19 protein-coding genes are annotated in these 19158 nt (G+C 45.4%); 15 read left to right on the forward strand and 4 right to left on the reverse strand.

Features of this window, described 5'->3' with window-relative positions:
- The first annotated feature begins 148 nt into the window (after window positions 1–148).
- Together BBR47_RS11575 and BBR47_RS11580 are read left to right on the forward strand one after the other, a co-directional pair.
- Entirely contained in the window at window positions 149–1777 is a 1629-nt protein-coding gene (locus BBR47_RS11575) for a thiamine pyrophosphate-binding protein (protein ID WP_012685960.1), read from the forward strand.
- A 75-nt stretch (window positions 1778–1852) separates the two neighbouring features.
- Window positions 1853–2194: an Asp23/Gls24 family envelope stress response protein gene (locus BBR47_RS11580; protein ID WP_012685961.1), complete on the forward strand. Its 342-nt coding sequence runs from the start codon at window positions 1853–1855 to the stop codon at window positions 2192–2194.
- A gap of 46 nt (window positions 2195–2240) precedes the next feature.
- Here the strand turns inward: BBR47_RS11580 and ftsW are convergent, their stop codons facing one another.
- Entirely contained in the window at window positions 2241–3410 is a 1170-nt protein-coding gene (ftsW, locus tag BBR47_RS11585) for a putative lipid II flippase FtsW (RefSeq protein ID WP_012685962.1), read from the reverse strand.
- A gap of 66 nt (window positions 3411–3476) precedes the next feature.
- Complete coding sequence (locus BBR47_RS11590) at window positions 3477–3821, reverse strand: YugN family protein (RefSeq protein ID WP_012685963.1); 345 nt, start codon at window positions 3819–3821, stop codon at window positions 3477–3479.
- Window positions 3822–3973: 152 nt separating this feature from the next.
- On the opposite strand from BBR47_RS11590, the gene BBR47_RS11595 reads away from it, so the two are divergent.
- Window positions 3974–4414, forward strand: a complete 441-nt coding sequence (locus BBR47_RS11595; protein WP_012685964.1) for a CBS domain-containing protein — start codon at window positions 3974–3976, stop codon at window positions 4412–4414.
- Window positions 4415–4528: 114 nt separating this feature from the next.
- Window positions 4529–5566: a MerR family transcriptional regulator gene (locus BBR47_RS11600; RefSeq protein ID WP_012685965.1), complete on the forward strand. Its 1038-nt coding sequence runs from the start codon at window positions 4529–4531 to the stop codon at window positions 5564–5566.
- Window positions 5567–5823: 257 nt separating this feature from the next.
- On the opposite strand, the gene BBR47_RS11605 is transcribed toward BBR47_RS11600, so the two are convergent.
- On the reverse strand, window positions 5824–6435 hold the full coding sequence (locus BBR47_RS11605) for a hypothetical protein (protein WP_012685966.1): 612 nt from the start codon (window positions 6433–6435) through the stop codon (window positions 5824–5826).
- A gap of 137 nt (window positions 6436–6572) precedes the next feature.
- On the opposite strand from BBR47_RS11605, the gene BBR47_RS11610 reads away from it, so the two are divergent.
- The 11 genes from BBR47_RS11610 (at window position 6573) to BBR47_RS11655 (ending at window position 17868) form a co-directional block, all read left to right on the forward strand.
- Window positions 6573–7283, forward strand: coding sequence for a thermonuclease family protein (locus BBR47_RS11610; protein ID WP_012685967.1), 711 nt, complete (start codon window positions 6573–6575; stop codon window positions 7281–7283).
- Window positions 7284–7522: 239 nt separating this feature from the next.
- Entirely contained in the window at window positions 7523–9214 is a 1692-nt protein-coding gene (locus BBR47_RS11615; protein WP_041749378.1) for a methyl-accepting chemotaxis protein, read from the forward strand.
- A gap of 24 nt (window positions 9215–9238) precedes the next feature.
- The gene (locus BBR47_RS11620; protein WP_012685969.1) at window positions 9239–11686 is read left to right on the forward strand and encodes a sensor domain-containing protein; all 2448 of its coding nucleotides are present in this window, start codon (window positions 9239–9241) and stop codon (window positions 11684–11686) included.
- A gap of 42 nt (window positions 11687–11728) precedes the next feature.
- Window positions 11729–14179 (forward strand): bifunctional diguanylate cyclase/phosphodiesterase, encoded by a 2451-nt coding sequence (locus BBR47_RS11625; protein WP_012685970.1) that lies wholly within the window; start codon window positions 11729–11731, stop codon window positions 14177–14179.
- Between the two features lie 141 nt (window positions 14180–14320).
- Window positions 14321–14524, forward strand: a complete 204-nt coding sequence (copZ, locus tag BBR47_RS11630) for a copper chaperone CopZ (protein WP_007725825.1) — start codon at window positions 14321–14323, stop codon at window positions 14522–14524.
- A 102-nt stretch (window positions 14525–14626) separates the two neighbouring features.
- A complete protein-coding gene (locus BBR47_RS11635) occupies window positions 14627–15253 on the forward strand; it encodes a transcriptional regulator (protein WP_012685971.1) in 627 nt (208 codons plus the stop codon).
- Between the two features lie 36 nt (window positions 15254–15289).
- Window positions 15290–15613 carry a metal-sensitive transcriptional regulator gene (locus BBR47_RS11640; RefSeq protein WP_012685972.1) on the forward strand — a complete coding sequence of 108 codons (324 nt, stop codon included), beginning with the start codon at window positions 15290–15292 and terminating at the stop codon, window positions 15611–15613.
- A gap of 162 nt (window positions 15614–15775) precedes the next feature.
- A complete protein-coding gene (locus BBR47_RS11645) occupies window positions 15776–16648 on the forward strand; it encodes a cupredoxin domain-containing protein (RefSeq protein WP_012685973.1) in 873 nt (290 codons plus the stop codon).
- 132 nt (window positions 16649–16780) lie between these two features.
- Window positions 16781–17008 (forward strand): spore coat associated protein CotJA, encoded by a 228-nt coding sequence (locus tag BBR47_RS30305; RefSeq protein ID WP_012685974.1) that lies wholly within the window; start codon window positions 16781–16783, stop codon window positions 17006–17008.
- The gene (locus BBR47_RS11650; protein ID WP_007725800.1) at window positions 17005–17277 is read left to right on the forward strand and encodes a spore coat protein CotJB; all 273 of its coding nucleotides are present in this window, start codon (window positions 17005–17007) and stop codon (window positions 17275–17277) included. The genes BBR47_RS30305 and BBR47_RS11650 overlap by 4 nt, the downstream gene beginning before the upstream one ends.
- Before the next feature lie 21 nt (window positions 17278–17298).
- Window positions 17299–17868, forward strand: a complete 570-nt coding sequence (locus tag BBR47_RS11655; protein ID WP_012685975.1) for a manganese catalase family protein — start codon at window positions 17299–17301, stop codon at window positions 17866–17868.
- Between the two features lie 93 nt (window positions 17869–17961).
- Here the strand turns inward: BBR47_RS11655 and BBR47_RS11660 are convergent, their stop codons facing one another.
- Window positions 17962–19101 carry a copper amine oxidase N-terminal domain-containing protein gene (locus tag BBR47_RS11660; protein ID WP_012685976.1) on the reverse strand — a complete coding sequence of 380 codons (1140 nt, stop codon included), beginning with the start codon at window positions 19099–19101 and terminating at the stop codon, window positions 17962–17964.
- Window positions 19102–19158: the final 57 nt, after the last annotated feature.

The raw sequence follows: 19158 nt of genomic DNA on the forward strand, positions 1-19158 counted from the left end.
CTTACCCTCCTTCGGGTATGGATTTGAATATCAGTTGATTATTGTTAGGTTCTCCAACTTCCGTCATTTTGGATTTAGTAAAATATTGGAGAATGCGTAGACTACGAGTACATGTATTTGAACTTTGTCCTGGAAGGGGAAGATTTTGATGCAGGTCGCGCAATATTTGACGGAACAGTTGATTCGTTGGGGAGTAAAACGAATATATGGGGTGGCAGGTGACGGAATCTTTGCCTGGCTGGATCAGATCGCGAAGCAATCCGACATCCAATACGTTGCTTGCAAGCATGAATCTGCTGCGGCCATGATGGCAAGTGCGGAAGCAAAGCTGACAGGGAATCCAGCTGTTTGTACCGCGACGATGGGGCCAGGTTTCGTCAATCTGCTGAATGGACTTGCAGATGCGCATACGGATCGTGTACCGGTCATTGCGATTACAGGTCAAGTGGAGACATACAAGCTGGGTGGAGCGTACAAGCAGTTTATCTCTCAAGAAGACATGATTCGTCCCATCAGTTTTTATTCGACGACGATTACGCATCCAGATGCAATCCAAAGTGTTCTGCACAAAGCATTTGTCACGGCTATGCAGCAAAAAGGAGTGACACATCTCGCCATTTGCAAGGACGTCTTTACCCAAACGACTTCAGAAGCTGTCCTTGCAGCACTTCCACGCATTCCACATGCCATTTATCCGGATCGGATGGAGATTGAGCTATCTTCCGAGCAGGTTGCAAAGGCGCAAAAGCCTCTTGTTCTAATTGGAATCGGTGCTCGCAAGTCGGCGGATTTGTGTGTGAAGCTAGCGGAACAGCTAGGGGCAGGCGTGTTGCTGTCGCTCGGAGCAAAAGGAACGATAGAGGAAACACATCCACTTGTGATCGGGGGATGGGGAGAGGGGGGCAGCGAAACAGCTTTACATGCTTTAGCGGAAGCTGATTTGTTGCTAATTTTGGGAGCCAGCTGGTTCCCTCGCGCTTTTTTGCCCAAGAAACTGTCCGTCATTCAAGTAGATCATCAGCCTGGATCGATACATGCACACCCTTACCTTCAGTCTGTCACGGCTGAATTGGACGATGTCCTGCCGATCTGGATGAGACGTTTGCAATCGCGCAGACAGGACGATACGTGGCAGGAACAAATCAAGCGTTGGCATGGCGAGTTTGGCGAGGAGACAGAGCAAGCTGTCATTCAGCAAGCGAGTGAACAAGTAAAGCCACAAACCTTGATGCATACGCTTGGGGGAGTGGTCAATGAATATGCGATTATCGTCCTGGATACGGGTGAGCACACGATCTGGTTTAATCGTGCGTTCCGTGGGAAAAAACAGACCCCACTCTTTTCTGGAAAGTGGCGAACAATGGGATTCGGGTTGCCTGCGGCTGTGGCTGCAAAGCTAACCTATCCTGAGAAGCAGGTCGTCTGCATTGCCGGGGATGGGGGATTGCAAATGAATCTGGCGGAATTGATGACAGCGGCCCAGCTCCAGCTTCCGATTGTAATTCTCGTGGTGAACAATGGGACATTAGGATTGGAAGAGGTCAAAATGAGTCAGGCGGGCTTGATCCCTTTTGGAGTGAAATTGCATAATCCAGATTTTCAACAATTGGCGAAAGCTTGCGGGATCAGTGGCAAGGTTGTTAAAGAGGTACAAGCTCTGGAGCCTGTATTGCGGGAGGCGCTTGCTGCAGAACAGTTGACACTCATTGACATTCATTGCACATCTCCGACACTAACGGAGAGAAAAAAACAAATTCCCTTCCAAGCCCAAGCATGATTTGTTTATAATGAAAGAAAAGGCAAATGAAACCAGTGGGGGAAGAAAGAAACGGGCGAAGAGGAGGGCGTCCTGATGGCTGACAGACTTGGCGAAATCCGAGTAGCAGATCAGGTGATCGCAATCATTGCTGGCGTTGCTGTAGAAGAAGTGTTGGAAGTCACAGTTCGTTCAAGCGGAATTTATCAAGATTTGGCGAAAAAGCTGAATGGCGGCGCAAAAGGCATTACCGTATCCGTAATAGAAGACAGAGTCACCATTGACATGCGTGTGTCCGTCCGTTATGGGGCGCAGATTCATCACGTCTGTCATGTCCTACAGGAAAAAGTAAAAGAAGCGGTGGAAACATTGACAGGTCTTTATGTGGAAGCCGTGAATGTACGGGTGGAAACAATCGAACTCCTTCGAAATGAGTAAGAAAAAAGGGATACTGGACTCATCCGGTATCCCTTATGCTTGTTTTTTACATGGCGTATGGCTGTTTTTGTAATTGCTCTTCTACCTTCTGGCGACTGACTTCCCGCGATATACTGAGCAAAAAGCCTGTGGCGAGCAGACATACGAGTAAGGAGGAACCACCATAACTGATAAACGGCAATGGTACACCTGTCAATGGAATCAAACCCGTTACTCCGCCAATGTTTAAGATCGCCTGAATGGCGAACATGCTGACCACACCGATTCCTGCGAGACTGGCAAAGGTGTCTTTTACGCGCAAACAAATATGGATGCCACGCAGCAGGAAAAGCAAGAAAATCAAGAGGAACACAGAGGCACCGATAAAGCCAAGCTCTTCTGTCATGATCGAGAAAATAAAATCGGTATGCCTCTCGGGCAAATACAAATACTTTTGAATGCTTTTTCCAAAGCCTGTCCCAGTCAGGCCGCCATGTGCAATTGCAATCCAGGATTGAATAATGTTGTAGCCAGTGCCACTCATATCACTCCATGGATCGAGGTAGGAAGAAATCCGATTCAAGGCATGGGGCTTTGCTGTGATGTATACCAATAGTGCAACAGTCACAGCTGGTGCACCGAGACCGACCAGTTGACGGATTTTGGCGCCACCGCAGATCATGACAATCAAAGCGCACCCGAGCAGGATGGCAGCAGAACCGAGGTCAGGCTGGACGACAATCATCATAAAAAACATCCCCGTTACCATCAGTGGGGGCATCAATCCAGATTTCAGCTTTTGTATCCCGTTCCCTTTTTTGGAGATGATCGCTGCCAAGTACAGAATAAGACCAAGCTTGGCAAACTCCGCAGGCTGAATAGTTGCAGAACCGATTTCAAACCATGATCGAGCTCCGTTCACTTCCTTACCAATACCCGGAACAAGAACCAGGAGCAAAGAAAAGAAACTGACGAGCGCAATCAATAAGAAGTTTCTCTTATAAAAGGAGAAGGGAATGTTCATGGCGACCAGCATCCCAACGACACCGAGCAGCAAGAAAACGGATTGACGCTTCACGAAATAAAGCTCATCTCCGCCACAGTAATCACAGCCGCCGCTTGTAAAGCTCGTCAACGCGAAAATGGAGCTGGAGCTGAGCACCATGGTTATCCCAAACCCAACAAGTAGGGCGGTCAAAAACAGGAGCAAGAAGTCAGGTACGCCCCTCGTCTTCATAAAAAATACCCCCCTCTACGTGAAACAGAGAGGGGATTCCTCTCTGCACACCATGCATTTCAATTTTTAATGTGAGGACAGCTTTTCACCTAGCATTTGCAGCTTCAACTTCGCTGTTTTTACAACGGAGTCTGGCATTGGGTAATCGTAATCCAGCCCGTGTGGGAAAAGGTGTTTGCCCATGTAAGGATCTTCGAGCTTCAGTACTGCGTGCGTATCCTCAAGCTTGCCTTGCGTCACGTTCGCTTCGATGCGCAGGTAGAAGACGTTGCCTTTATCTTGGATTTTATAATCGTATGTAGCATGCTTGTAATCCCAAGCGCCGCGATCAAAGCCGAGTTCGCTCATATAATGCTCCAGATCGGCGAAAAAGACTTCTTTCGTGCCAATACCCGTGTCCTTAATGACCATTCTTTTTCCTCCTAAAAATGGGTGAGATATTCACTCATTTAATCATAGTCTGTTTTTGGAAGAAGCGCAATATATCATACTCTTTCTTGCGAATGAAACGATAGATGAGCGGACAAACTACAATCGTTGATTAGCAAAAGGAGGAGAATGAAATGGCAAAGCTGGAAAATCGTACTCTACGTGAAATTATGACAAAAGATGTCGCTACTGTGACGCTTAAGGATAATGTGTATGAAGTGGCTTGCAAAATGCGCGATTGGAATGTAGGGGTCATTCCGGTTGTGGATGAAAAAGAAGATGTGATCGGTGTCATTACAGACCGCGATATTGTGATTCGCGGTTTGGCTGAAAAGCATGAAGGATCGACTGCAACGGAGGTTGTCATGACCCGAGACATTATTCTTGGTCAGCCGGGAATGACGGTTGATGAAGCGGCAAGGGTTATGGCTCAGCATCAAATTCGTCGCCTGCCCGTTGTCGAGCATGGCAAGCTGGTTGGAATTGTGGCGTTGGCAGACATGGCTGTTCGTCAAGTCCATCACGATGAAGCGAGTGACGCTCTCCAACAAATTTCTGAGCCAGCGCCACATTAATAAGATAGAAATCAGCTGTCGGGAGGAATCCGGCAGCTTTTTTTCTTTCTGTCTGTACATTCACGCTGCGTCAAGGTTTATGATAAGGAAAGAATGAAACAGGGAGAGAGTTCCATGCAAATCAAAGACATGGCCCATCGCTTGCAAATAACTCCGCGTGCGATTCGATATTATGAAGAAAAAGGGCTGATCAAGCCATCAAAAGCAGATGCGTCCGGGTATCGCCAGTTCACGGAGGAAGATGTCTGGAGGCTGCAAACCATCATTACCCTGCGCGAGGTCGGGATGGCGGTAGAAGACATACGGGAGCTTCTGATTCAAATGAAAGATCAGGAAGGCACTCTTCTCCATTATTTAGAGCTGCAGCGTTCGTTTATGTATACAAGGTGGGTAGAAATGAGCAAGGTCATCCAAACGACAGAAGCGATGATTGAGCGGGTAAAGGGTAAGGAATCGATTGATCCAGCAGAGCTGTTTACATTGGCAGAGGCGAACAAGCGATTGAAGCAGACGCGGGATAACTGGGTGGATCGATGGAATTTTAATGAATGGGCGGACCGCTACGACGAATGGGTACATGGCGGGAATGGTCATGAATCGTACGAGAACGTACTGGATGAGGTGGTAGCAGCCGTTGCAGTCAAACCAGGAGAGTGCGGCTTGGATGCTGGAACGGGAACTGGAAACCTCGCTGGGCGTCTCGTGAAAAAAGGAGCCAAGATGAGCGGGTTCGACCAATCTCCGCAAATGCTGAAGCAATGCAGAGCAAAACACGCGGAGGTCGAGACGAAGCTGGGAACCTTTTTCGCCTTTCCGTTTTTAGAAAATCGGTTTGACTTTGTGGCTACGAGTTACGCCTTGCACCATTTGACGGATGATCAAAAGCAGCTTGCCTTGGCAGAATGTCGCCGCGTATTAAAACCAGGGGGACGGTTGGTCATTGCCGATTTGATGTTTGAGGATCAGACGCATAGACAAGCTCATCTGGAAGCCCTAGAGGAAGCAGGACATACGAGAGTGATAGCAGATATTCAGGACCGCTGTTATGCAGATCGCTCCCGATTGCTACAGGAGCTTGTTCATCTTGGTTTTACGAATGAAGTAAGACAGCTAGGTACCTATACGCATTTGATCTTGTCTACTTGTTCGTAATACATTCTTTCGAACACGAATTTCACTTTTGGGCTCTTCCAACTACTGACACGTGTCTAGCCTTTTGCATAGGCTGTAACGAGAAGGAAAGGAGGACTCCACCATGGGTCTGTTCGACGGTTTTTTTGATCGCGAAAACGAGGAATTTATATGGATTATTATTGTCGTGGTCGTCCTGTTGTTCTTGTTTAGTGCCGATCGTGATTAAAATCTGGACGTATAGACAAAACGACCTTGGGCGAAGGTCGTTTTTTTCGTTACACAAAATGTACTTCTCTATCCAAAACATGCTCGCGCGGTGGCAGTTCCCGTGGCGATGCGTAGGGGGTCAAGGAGAAGCCAACACTATCGAGTTGATCAGGAAGGGCAGGGCTGACCATAAACTGCAGGGAGCTTTTTCCCTCAGAGCCGCGCGCTCCGCTTTTGCGTACATGGTGCTTCTGTGAGCTTTTGATTTCAAGCATGAGATGTGGGCGTAGCATACCAATGTCTTCATAATCAGTCAATCCCGATTTTATCTCGACATGAACGATGCTCAAATTCTTGTGTTGCATGGCATGTGTCAATGTGTAGGTAAAACCATCAAGCACAGTTGTTTTCATAATAGGCAGCACACCGATCAATTCACCGTATTTATCAGGGAACACGGGCCTTATTTCAGAATCTAATGTGTGCAGAAACCAACCAAGTTCAGCTTCATCCATACCGTATTTCTCAGCCCATTCCTGTCGGATTTCCTGGGGTGGGGTTAATCTTTTCCCGTTTGCAAGCATTTTTCGCTCACGAAGTAGCTGAAGAATACTCTCGTCGATTTTTTTGCATTCGTCGTTGTACTGGTTTGGTACAAGTTGAAATTCAGCCCAACCCATCAAAAATCGCTCCCTTTTCATTTTCATTATTTTACCAAAAAACTTGATTGTTTGTACTTTTTTCTCTCCTATTGACCTGCGCGGGCAAATCCACTACGCTGGAAAACAATGCAACATAGAAGAGGAGAAGGAAGTTTATGAGACGATTTGCTATGTATCTGCTCGTACTTACTCTTTTGCTAACGGCATGTGGAGCGTCCGGCCAACCAGAAGCTAACGGAGAGATGGATGCTCTGATCAAACGAGTGGTTGATGGCGATACATTCGAGCTGGATAGCGGAGAAAAAGTCCGTATGATTGGCGTAGATACCCCGGAGACAGTGAAACCCAACCATCCAGTCGAACCGTATGGGAAAGAAGCGAGCAATTACTCCAAAGAGCTTTTAACGGGCAAAAAGGTTAAGCTGAAGTTCGATGTCGAGCCCTATGACAAATACAAGCGTTTGCTTGCTTACGTATATTTGGAAGACGGCACCTTTGTCAATGAAAAGCTCGTTCGTGACGGCTACGCCCGAATCATGACAATCCCACCTAATGTAGCCCAAGCCGAGCTGTTCTTGGCAGCAGAGCGGGAGGCGCGGGAGCAGAATCGCGGATTGTGGGCTTTAGAAGAGAAGCAGGCAGAGGCTTCTAAGGAAAAAGCCAAGCCAAAAAAACAGTCCAATAATAATACCGTAGCAGATACTGCACCACCAGAAGGCAAGACGATCAAGGGCAATATCAATAGTAAGGGCGAGAAAATCTATCACGTTCCTGGCTCCGCTAGCTATGAGCAAACAAATGCGGAAACGTGGTTTGCGACGGAGGAAGAAGCGCAGCAAGCAGGTTTTCGAGCGCCAAAACGATAAGACATGTAAGGAACATGAGACGCATAATTGGAAACGCAAGCCTCGTCTGCTTTGGCAGTCGGGGCTTTTTCCTTGTCGAAAAGAATTTTAGAAATGTTACAGAACGATGTTATATGATAAAAAAGGTCAAAAGTCCTATATAAAATGCCGTTATATAAGAGAAAGGGATTATAAAATTACTTGCATTTTCACAGAAAGAAGAAATCATTCGTAGAATTGCGATGGAGGAAACAACTATTATGAAGTTGACGGTAAGGAGAAAGCTTTTTTTAGGATTTTTGGCCGTGTTATTACTTTTAGTGGCAGTAGCAGGGATTGGTTTTTCTCAGATTTCTTCCATCGATTCCCGTTATGGGAGGATAATTGAAGACAGAATCCACAAGGAGATGTTGTCCAAGGACATTATTGCCAGTGTCAGTGAACGACAAAAGTATGCACGAGGATATGTCATTGTAGGCGATGGCAGCTACCTGACAGGGTACTCAAAAGCCAATGACCGTTATAAAGAGCTCACAGCAGAATTATTCCGTTTGGGCATGACATCTGAAGGGCAAAAGCTCGTTACAGAGATGAACGAGCTACATACCCAACACGAGGAAATTATTGATCGGGTCGTCGCATTAAAACAACAAAACAAGGTAGAAGAGTACACGCGCTTGGTCAGGGATGAATGTACGCCAGTCGGCGAATTGTTTATTCAAAAAGCCCAGGAATTTGTTTCTCTTGAACAGAAGCTATTGGAACAAGATATAGTGGAACTGGAAAGAGGCATTCAATCTACGAAGCTCCTGGTTGTCTTGCTTAGCGCGCTGGCGCTTCTCACAGGAGTCGGTATCGCCTTCATGATTGGACGTGCCATTTCTCATCCCGTTTTACTGATCACGCAGGCCGCAGAACAAATTGCCGCAGGGAACTTGGCACAAGCAGATATTTCGATCAAGAATCGTGACGAAATTGGCGAACTTGCCCGCCATTTTATCCAAATGAAGCACAATTTGCAAGATTTATTAGAACGAGTCTCCTTCCATTCACAACAAGTAGCCGCATCCTCCGAGGAATTGATAGCCAGCTCCGAACTAACACATCAGACAGCAGAGCACGTATCCCAATCGATCCAAGGTATTGCAGCAGGTGCTGAGCAGCAAGTAAATGATGCAGAGAATGCCACACAGCTTGCTGTGAGCATCTCGCAGGTTATGCAGCAAGTATCAACGAGCATGGAGCATGCGATCAGCTCATCCGTTGAAGCGAACAAAACAGCAACGGAAGGTAATGAAGTGGTTGCCAAATCAATCGAACAAATGAAAGAAATTAATGAAAGAGTGAGCTCTTCTACCGAAGTGGTCAATATGCTCGGCGAAAAATCAAAAGAAGTTGGCTCAATCGTTTCGATTATTACGGAAATCGCGAGTCAAACGAATTTATTGGCGTTGAACGCAGCGATTGAAGCGGCGAGAGCGGGAGAACAGGGAAGAGGCTTTGCGGTCGTCGCAGATGAAGTTCGCAAATTAGCAGAGCAATCCGCGCAAGCTGCTTCGCAGATCGCTTCCATCATTGGGGATATTCAAAGAGATACGGAAAAGGCGATTCACGTCATGAGTCAAGGGGACGTAGCTGTTCAAGAAGGAGTCATCATGATCGAACAAGCTGGGGTTGCCTTCCATAAAATTTTGGGGGTAGTAGACGAAGTCTCGAAAAGAACACAAGAAATGTCGGGACAAATCAATAAAGCCAATGACGGAACGGTTTCCGTTGTAGAATTTATAGAGGGAATTTCGCATGTTTCAAGAATGGCAGCGGAAAACACGCAAAGCGTAGTTGCTTCTGTACAAGAACAAACAGCTTCTATGGAACAGATTACAACCGCTTCTAGCACACTCGCCGAAATGGCAGAAGAGCTGCAGCATTCCATCCGGAAGTTTCAATTGTAATGCGAAAACAGGCGGGGGTGCCATGTGTTTAATCATATCAGAGATGTAAAGTATGCATTATCTGCATTGGAAGAGTCATCTGTTATTTCGATAACAGATGAAAAAGGAATCATCACCTACGTCAATCACAACTTTTGTCAACTCTCCAAGTTTAATAGAGAGGAATTAATCGGAAAGAGCCATAACATCGTCGATTCCGGTTTCCACCCGCGAAACTATTTTAAATCGCTATGGGATACCATCAGCCGAGGAAAAGTATGGAAAGGTGAGATGAAAAACCGGGGAAAGGACGGGACGGAATATTGGCTTAGCATGACATTAGTTCCGTTCATGAACGATAGTGGATTCCTTTATCAGTATGTAGCAATCGGGACGGACATCACGAAACGAAAGCTGATGGAAGAGTCTCTTGCAAAAACGATGAAGGACTTGCACGATATCAAAAATGCACTGGATGAATCTTCGATTGTAGCGATTACAGACGACAAAGGCGTCATTACTTATGTAAATGACAAGTTTTGTGAAATCTCCAGATACGAAGTGGATGAATTAGTTGGAAATACACATCGGGTCATTAACTCTCGCTATCATTCCAAGTCGTTTTTTAAATTAATGTGGGAAACGATCAAGCAAGGACGTGTCTGGAAGGGCGAAGTGAAGAATCGCGCCAAAGATGGCACTGAATACTGGATGAATACGACCATCGTGCCATTTCTAGACGACCGGGGGGTTCCGTATCAATACGTTTCAATCCGTACGGACATTACCGACCGGATTGAAGCAGAGACAGCTTTGGCAGAAGCCTTGCAGAACGATTTTCGCAGGACGGTCCAAAACTTGCAAAACTGTGTGTTCAAGATCGTGACAGATCAGAGAGGGAACATCACGTATACCTTGTGTGAAGGGAAAATTGCCGAAGAGCTCGGGCTAACGTCTGAGAGGATGTTGAGAAAAACGTCGTATGAAATCTTTCCTTATGAGGTAGCGGAGCAAATGGAAAGCTATTTTCGCAGAGCATTTGCTGGCGAGTCTGTCACTTTCGAACTAAAGCTATCCGGAAATGATTATTACATTACGTTGTCACCTATTGAGGAAAACGGAGAAATCGTGGAAATGGTAGGCTCCATGATTGACATCACTGAGCGAAAAAAAGCGGAAGAAACGATTCGCTACATGGCCCACTACGATTCCTTAACCAACCTGCCTAATCGAACGCTTTTTCATGAAAAACTCGCAGAGGCAATGCTCAAAGCAAAACAAAAAGATGAGAAAATCGGCGTTATGTTCATCGATTTGGATCGATTTAAAAACATCAATGACACGCTTGGGCACTCCATTGGGGATGTCCTTTTACAAGCAGTAGCAAATCGTCTTATTTGTTGTTTGCGAAAAGAAGATTCTGTTTCTCGACTGGGTGGAGATGAGTTCGCCATTTTTCTCACTGGTGTCACACACAGGGAGGCTGGTGAAATTGCGCAACGAATCATCACGAGCATGTCCGAATCGATTACGTTAGACCATATCGAAATCTTTATCACACCAAGTATCGGCATCAGCATGTATCCGGATGATGGAGACGATATTGAAGCGCTACTGAAGCATGCAGACGCTGCCATGTATTTGGCAAAAGAGCAAGGGAAAAATAATTATCAATTTTTCTCGGAGGAGCTGCATCAGGTTTTAGCGAAAAAACTACAGCTTGAAAGAGAGCTGCGAAAAGCTTTGGATGAGAAACAGTTTACGCTGCACTACCAACCGAAGATTCATTTGCAGACGGGCCAGATTATTGGTATGGAGGCGCTGATTCGGTGGGACCATCCAGACCTTGGTCTCATCCCGCCTATTCAATTTATTCCGATCGCAGAAGAAACAGGCTTAATTGTACCGCTTGGAGAATGGGTAATGCGAACGGCTTGCCAACAGACAAAAGCGTGGCAGGAAGCAGGCTTTACACAGCTGGCTGTTGCGGTCAATATATCCTTACGCCAATTTATGCAAAACAATCTCATTGAGATGATTACCTCGATCCTTGAAGAAACAGGGTTAGCTCCGCAATACTTGGAGCTGGAAATCACGGAAAGCATGGCGCTAAACGTAGACTATACGATTCGGATTTTGAATCGCTTGAAAGCTCTCGGGGTTAGCATCAGTATCGATGATTTCGGGACGGGCTACAGTTCTTTGAGCTATCTGAGTCAATTCCCGATCGATCGGCTCAAAATCGACCAATCCTTTCTAAGGAATTTGAATCCACAGAATCAAGCGATTATTAAAACGATCATCCATATGGCACATAACATGAAAATTGCTGTTATTGCAGAGGGTGTAGAAACACATGAACACGTTGATTTTCTAAAGGAACAATTGTGTAATGAAGTCCAAGGGTACTTTTACAGTAAACCGCTGCCCACGAAAGAAATCGATTCCTTCTTGCAGGTAAATCGTTATGGTGAATCAGGCAGCATGGTTTAAGTGAGACCATCGAGATTAACAAAAGGAAAGCGGTGAAGGAGCTTGGATCACCAGATACATGGGACGTACGATAGTTTCCTTGTGATACTATCTTATTTAATCGCGGTTGCAGCTTCTTTTTCTGCTCTCAACCTGGCAGCCAGAGTGAGTAAAAGTAAAGGGAAGCATCAGCTACTCTGGTTGATGTTTGGTGCCACAACGATGGGGCTTGGAATATGGTCCATGCATTTTGTCGGAATGCTGGCACTTACCCTCCCCATAAAGGTTCTGTATGACATGGAATATGTCATTCTATCCGTCATCCTTGCCATTTTCGTCTCAAGCATAGCCTTGTTTACCATCACGAAACGCAACTTACATGCGAGACAGCTAGGTATCGCGGGAATTCTTATGGCTGCTGGAATATCTGGGATGCACTACGTTGGAATGGCCGCGATGATGATCGAAATTACATACGATACAAGGATTGTCATTTTATCCATTATGATCGCAGCGACTGCTTCGGCAGCGGCACTATGGCTCTTGTTTTACTTTCGCCGTGATCAGTCGAAATACGCGTATTTATATAAATTGGGCAGCTCACTCATTATGGGGGCAGCAATCGCGGGTATGCATTACACCGGGATGGTTGCAGCGCATTTCTACGGAACGGAACAACCGACAAAACAAGTGGGGACGCAGATTGAGCCGGAGAGCTTGGCCTATATCATCGTCTTGGCCACATTTTTACTGATCGGCATTACATTGTTCGGCTTGTTTATTAACAAACGACTCTCGCAAAAGGATACGGTCATTCAAGAAAGTGAAAGCTGGTATCGTTCCCTTTATAAAAATAATGAATACGGCATTATTTCCTTAGATACAGGTGGATGTATTATCAAAATGAACCCAGCTGTCACGAAGATTGGCGGACTGCGGGAGGAAGAATTCATCAACCAGCATGTATCGAAAATTCGCATGCATATTGTTGAGGAGCAAAGGGAACTCACAAAAGATTCTTTCGCCCAGTCTTTTGCGCCCAATCGAAATAATTTTGAGACGACCATCTTTCATCCGAACGGAAATCGCGTTGAGCTGAGTGTACTCAATGTCCCGGTTGAGATTGAGGGAGAAGTGGTGGGGAATCACATCATTGTGAAGGATATTACCGAAGAGAATCGCGTGAAAGAAAAAATCAGGTATTTGGCCTATCACGATGAGCTGACCGACTTACCGAACCGAAGAAAGTTTAATCAAGTTCTGCATCAATCCATTGAAAAAAGCAGCCAAGATTCATCGAGCTTTGCCGTCATGGTTATCGACATCGATCGTTTCAAAATGATCAATGATTCCTTGGGTCACTCCTACGGCGATATCTTTTTGCAGGGGGTCAGCGACAGAATTTCAAAGAGTGCGAAAGGGTACCACGCAACAATTGCCCGGATGGGTGGGGATGAATTTACCATCCTCTGCGAAACAGGAGCGGATGGCAGGGAAGCAGCGAGTTTAGCCGATAAGATCATTGAAGCATTGAAACAGCCATTCACGCTAAAAGACAGTGAATTTTACATATCCGCAAGTATTGGAACGGCGATATTCCCAGATCACGGCACGGATGCTGTCGCGCTGCTCAAAAAAGCGGATACAGCCATGTACGAGGTGAAAAAACAGGGGAAAAATGGTCATCTGTTCTACACGACAGATTTTGACGCCCAATTGCTGGAGAATATTGAAATAGAACGTGATCTCAGAAAAGCAATTGAACGAAAAGAGCTGGTGGTGTACTACCAACCTCAATTTCATTCGGAAAGTAATCGCATGATCGGAGTGGAGGCGCTGGTCAGGTGGAATCATCCAACCAAGGGGATGCTTTCACCAGGAGTGTTTATCCCTATTGCTGAAGAGACAGGATTGATTTATGAGATCGGTACATGGGTGCTTCGGGAAGCGTGCAGGCAAATGAAGCAGTGGCATGATAAAGGGGGGCCGTTGATACCCGTCTCTGTCAATTTGTCCTCCCATCAATTCCACCAACGGAACCTGGTCCAGTACATCAAAAATATTCTCGAGGAAACCAAGCTTGCCCCGCACTTTTTGGAATTGGAAATCACGGAGAGCATGATGATGGACCCGGCAGTATCGATCAGCATCCTTCATGAGTTAAACAAAATCGGAACGAGAATCAGCTTGGATGATTTTGGAACCGGTTACAGCTCATTGAGCTATTTGAAAAAGTTCCCGATCCACAAGCTAAAGATTGACCGTTCCTTCATAACAGACCTGTCTCGAAATGAAAACGATAAAGCCATTGTGGCCACTATCATTTCGATGGCGAAGCATCTGAAATTGGATGTAATTGCAGAAGGCATTGAAACGAAGGATCAGTTGGATATTTTGACAGAAAATCATTGCAAGGAAATTCAAGGGTACTATTACAGTCGCCCATTATCTGCGAATGAGGTGGAGCAATCGTTTTTTGTTCCGATAAGAACGCATTTCAGCCAAGAAGCGTAAGCAAAACTCCCTGTCTTTTATCGATGGGGAGTTTTTTTACAGATACACAGCAGGAAATGTAAAATCGGGTATTGCATACCCTACAGGGGTATTGTAAAATAAAATCAAGTTAAGCTTCCCAAAAACAAAGGAGGATGTAAAATGAATGTCACTTTGAACGTACAGGGAATGTCCTGCAATCACTGCGTCATTTCCATAGAAGGTGCTCTTCAAAAACTAGACGGTGTTAGCAAAGCAACGGTAAGCCTTGCTGACAATCAGGTAAGCGTGACTTTTGATGAATCCGTTGTTTCGTTGGACAATGTGAAAGAGACGATTGAAGATCAAGGATACGATGTCGTTTAAGCAAAAGTTGCGGGAAGGGCTGTGATTGTAGAATGGCAGCCTTTCTTACACCTAATGATTGACCGAATATTACGAATTCAATCACTCTAGGAGGAATGCCTTTTGAAGCGTGTACAGTTTGCCGTAAGTCCAGAAATTCGTGTCGGCGGTTCTGTGCTTACTCCAGCAGAAATGGTGGTGATCGGTCAAATCGTTGGCGAGGATGCACAAATTGAACTTTCGATCTTTCAGCAGCTGATTATCGAGATGAATGAAGAGAAGGCTGAGGATGCCAAAAAAGCGCTGCGTGAGAAAGGCTTACACGTGTACGAAACGGGTTCTGTTGTGAAGAATTTGTCTGTCTGTTCTTTTTGCAAAGGAGCAGAGATTGAAGGGCTTGAGGCAGCGAGAAATTTGAATGATACGATTGCAGGGATGGCCGTTCCTTTTACGATGAGAGTCGGTTATACGGGCTGTCCAAATGCCTGTGGAGAGCCGTTGGTAAAAGATATCGGGATCGTCAAGCGAAAAGAAACCTTTGAAATCTACGTCGGAGGCCAATCGAAAACAATGGAGGCCAGAACAGCCGAGCTCCTGGTCGAGCAGGTGAAGGAAGAACAATTATCTTCCATCGTCCAAAGCATCATTTCACTGTATCAGACGCAAGGGAAAAAGAGAGAAAAGTTTTTCAAGTTTGTCGAGCGATATGGATTGGAAAATGTCCGAAAAGAATTGGGGCTGTCTTCCTGACAGGTGTTTGCGAGGTAGAGTAGAGGAGGAATTGCATTGTCAAGTGCAGAATTGAACATTGTACAGTCTTGTCATACGTCTGATCGAAACAGTCATCACTCGGAAAAAACCAAGCAAAACTTGCAGGCGCGTCTTAATCGGATTGAAGGACAGATTCGCGGGATTAAAGGCATGGTGGAGAAGGATGCTTATTGTGATGATGTCTTGAATCAAATAGCTGCGGTACAATCCGCCTTAAATTCAGTAGGACGTATCCTTTTGGAAGGACATATGAAATCCTGTGTGATTGAACGCATCCAAGAAGGGGACAACACAGTCATTGACGAGCTGTTAACCACGATGAATAAGCTGATGAAATAAAAGCTTCAGAAATGAAGCTTTTTTATAATGGCGAAAATAAGAAAAAGTGTGAGCCCTCTCGACAGTAGTAGAGGGTTTTCGCGTTGGTTTTGTCCTATTTAGTTGGCGTAGGACATACTTTACAAGGAGGGGAATATACTCGGGGGTGGTATCTTGAGCGCGGTGTATCAGATCCTGATCTACGTCGGTTTTGCTTACGTTTGTTTCACATGGTTTATCTGGCGACGAAAGCAGGGTATCGATCATATGCAAGGCATGATGGGTACGATGTCTGTCAGTATGACGATTGGCTTGATCGGAGGGTTGATCTTCGGAGATGTTTACAGGGGAGACCTTTATGTATCCACCATGTGGGGAATGCTGGCAGGTGGACTGTCTGGTTTTCTGCTAGGAGTTCCTCTGTCGATCCTGAGTATGGTAGAAGGCATCTTATCGGGCGTAATGGGCGGGATGATGGGTGCCATGCTGGGAGAGATGGTACCCAGTGAAAAAGTAGAGTCTCTCCTGTTTGTTTTCGTCATGCTCTTTACCGTATGTATACTGCTCGTAGCCAAGCTGATTGATTTTCATAAAAAAGAAACGAAGTGGTCCTCCTTTTTTCATCATCCAAGCACTCCAGCTATATTGCTCCTCGCTGTCTTCTTCTGGTATCAATCATTACCGTTTCCATCCCCGGCTCTTTTTGCTGGTGATCGCACGACAGAAATCAACCTCACAGCCGTCGACTTTTCCTATAAACCGAACCAATTTACCGTTAAAAAAGATACGGAGATCAAAGTCGTCTTTCAAAATGATGGCAATGTAGAGCACGATATTCAGGTTGTTTCGTATGGGAAAATTGTAACGATTTCAGAATCAAGCAGCGAACATCGTCATGGAGGAATGGCTAAGGACGTTGTACATTTGCACGCCAGACCGGGAGAGTCTGTTGAAACAGTGTGGAAGGCATTGGAGGAAGGAACCTACGAATTTTATTGTACAATCCCGGGACACAAAGAAAGCGGTATGATTGGGCGTTTGCAAGTGACGGGTTGAAGCAAAGGGGGAGGAAAATACCTTTCTTTTGCGAGCGTTTTTCTTTTTGGGGTAGCAATCACGCCTACTGGGTGGGCTGCATAGTGTAGTCATGAAGGAACAGACATTACAAGTTGGAGGAGGATATTGGCATTGCATTCGCAAACACGCGACTACTTTCCGTACGTTGGTCCCTTCGATCCTTGTCCGCCAATTCGGGTGAAGACGTACCAGGTCCCCCCTCAGCTGTTCATGACATTTCAGCCGGAGAACTTACCACAATATAGCCCGATGGAAGCATTGAAATTAGGTACGTTATGGCCGGCACTTTTTAGCCCCTATGATCCCAGACTGAGTCATTTGGGGAGGGGGCACTCATGACAGCTGAAAATAGATTCGGCGACGAACAATATTACGCATTGCTTGAACAGCTACAAGCGATCGATTTTGTACTAGTAGAGCTCAGTCTTTATTTAGATACGCATCCAACCGATCAGAATGCGCTCCAGCAGTTCAATGATTTAACGGAGCAACGCTGGGTTTTGGCAAACGAATATGAGAAATTGTACGGGCCTCTGCAAAATCTTGGCCGTAGTTATTCAGGCTATCCGTGGCAGTGGAATGATGATCCATGGCCTTGGCAAGTTTAGAAGAGAGGGATAACGAAACCGATGTGGATCTATGAAAAAAAACTGCAGTATCCGGTTCGTGTCAGTAAGTGCGATGTGAGAATGGCGAAATATTTGATTGAACAATACGGAGGGGCGGATGGAGAGCTGGCAGCCGCTCTGCGCTATATGAACCAGCGGTATACGATCCCGAATAAAGTGGTCGGATTATTAACGGATATCGCTACCGAAGAGTTTGCGCATCTCGAAATGATTGCCACGATGGTGTATAAGCTGACCAAAGACGCGACTGTCGAAGAGCTGAAGGAAGCGGGACTGGGTGAGCATTACGCCAATCATGATCGGGCGCTCTTTTACAACAATGCCAGTGGTGTGCCGTGGACGGCGGCCTATATAGCTGCCAAGGGCGATCCAATCGCCGACCTTTACGAGGATATTGCAGCGGAAGAAAAAGCCCGCGCGACGTATCAATGGCTAATTGACATGACCGATGATGTTGATTTGCAGGACAGCTTGAAGTTTTTGCGGGAGCGGGAAGTCGTTCACTCTATGCGTTTCCGCGAGGCTGTAGAGATTTTGAAGGAAGAGCAGAATGCGAAGAAGATATTTTGAGGGTGAAAAAAGAGAGCTGGTGGGCTCTCTTTTTTCTAATTTAGCTGTGGAGTTCTAATGTGTACTGGTATTGGCATGAAGGAAAATGTGCTGCTACATATCGGGGGTGTACGGAACAACTATGATGGATCTTCGTCCCCATTTATGTTCAAAATCGAAATAACCATACATCATTTCCACTACATCTCGTAGAGGTACAACCAGTACGGTGTTATTATGCAGCTTTGCTTTTGCAGATGCAGTGGTTGGGTACCCATTATGTACAAATCGATTACTTCCTACCGGGATGATTATCTTATTTTCCCCTTGCCAGGTGTCCTCTTCAATGAGTGTTGCGGTCTGCGTAGAGTCGTCCCATTGAATAGTAGCACCAAGAATATCGGCTAACTCGCGAAGTGAAACATAAGTGACATCATTTTCAACAAAAGTTTGTTGCACTAGTTTTTTATTATCTACTGTCACATTCAGCGCAGCGTTGTCTATATAAGGGGCAGAGCTCTCGTGCGTATAAGTTATACTAACATCATCAATATCTTCATACTTTCCAACGTTAGAATTGATAAAATCTAGTGGTATATCAAATGATGCGTATACATATTGCCCCGGTTCTAAACGTAATGACGAATTAACAACTGGGTGGGTCGTTTCGGAGTAGAAATGAACGAGTCCTTTTTTGTCCGTAATGGAGACTCCAGAGTATTTAAAATTAGTAGCGGTTGCCTCTCCCTGATTAAGTAAAAAGGTCCTGAAGTAAAATTTTTCCTGGTCCATTCCATGATATTGTTTTCCAAAAATGACGTTTGGTTTGAATTCTGCTTTTTTCCCTAATGTAAACGTATATGTTGGCTTTAGGTAAGCACCCTCAATCTGTGAGGGATGGGTAACGAAAGGAGCCAGATCAAAGTTTTCAATATCGAAAAGACCTAAATCGTTATCGCCTGCTTCCAAATGATAACTGTCAATGGTTTTAGGTGTAGCGCCGATTTTTTGCCCTTTACCATTGACCAAATCAATGCTTCCTTTAAGGTCATGGATTTCATAGGGACTGATATTCCCCCATCTCATATAACCCTGTGCATAGTGACTTCCATCAGAACTTGTTATGAATTTTAATTCGATCAATTCAAACTGCAAAGGATTCTTCTCCAATGATGCATAGGACACTGGAACCGAAGCAAAGAAAATAAAAAAGATTGCAAGAAGGCACGTAAAAAGTCTAACCATTTTCCCCATTTCAAATCACCCCAAGATTGAAAATATCATGTTAGAAAAGCATTCAGTAAAGAAGGA

Source organism: Brevibacillus brevis NBRC 100599, from assembly GCF_000010165.1.
GTDB classification, from domain to species: Bacteria; Bacillota; Bacilli; order Brevibacillales; family Brevibacillaceae; genus Brevibacillus; species Brevibacillus brevis_D.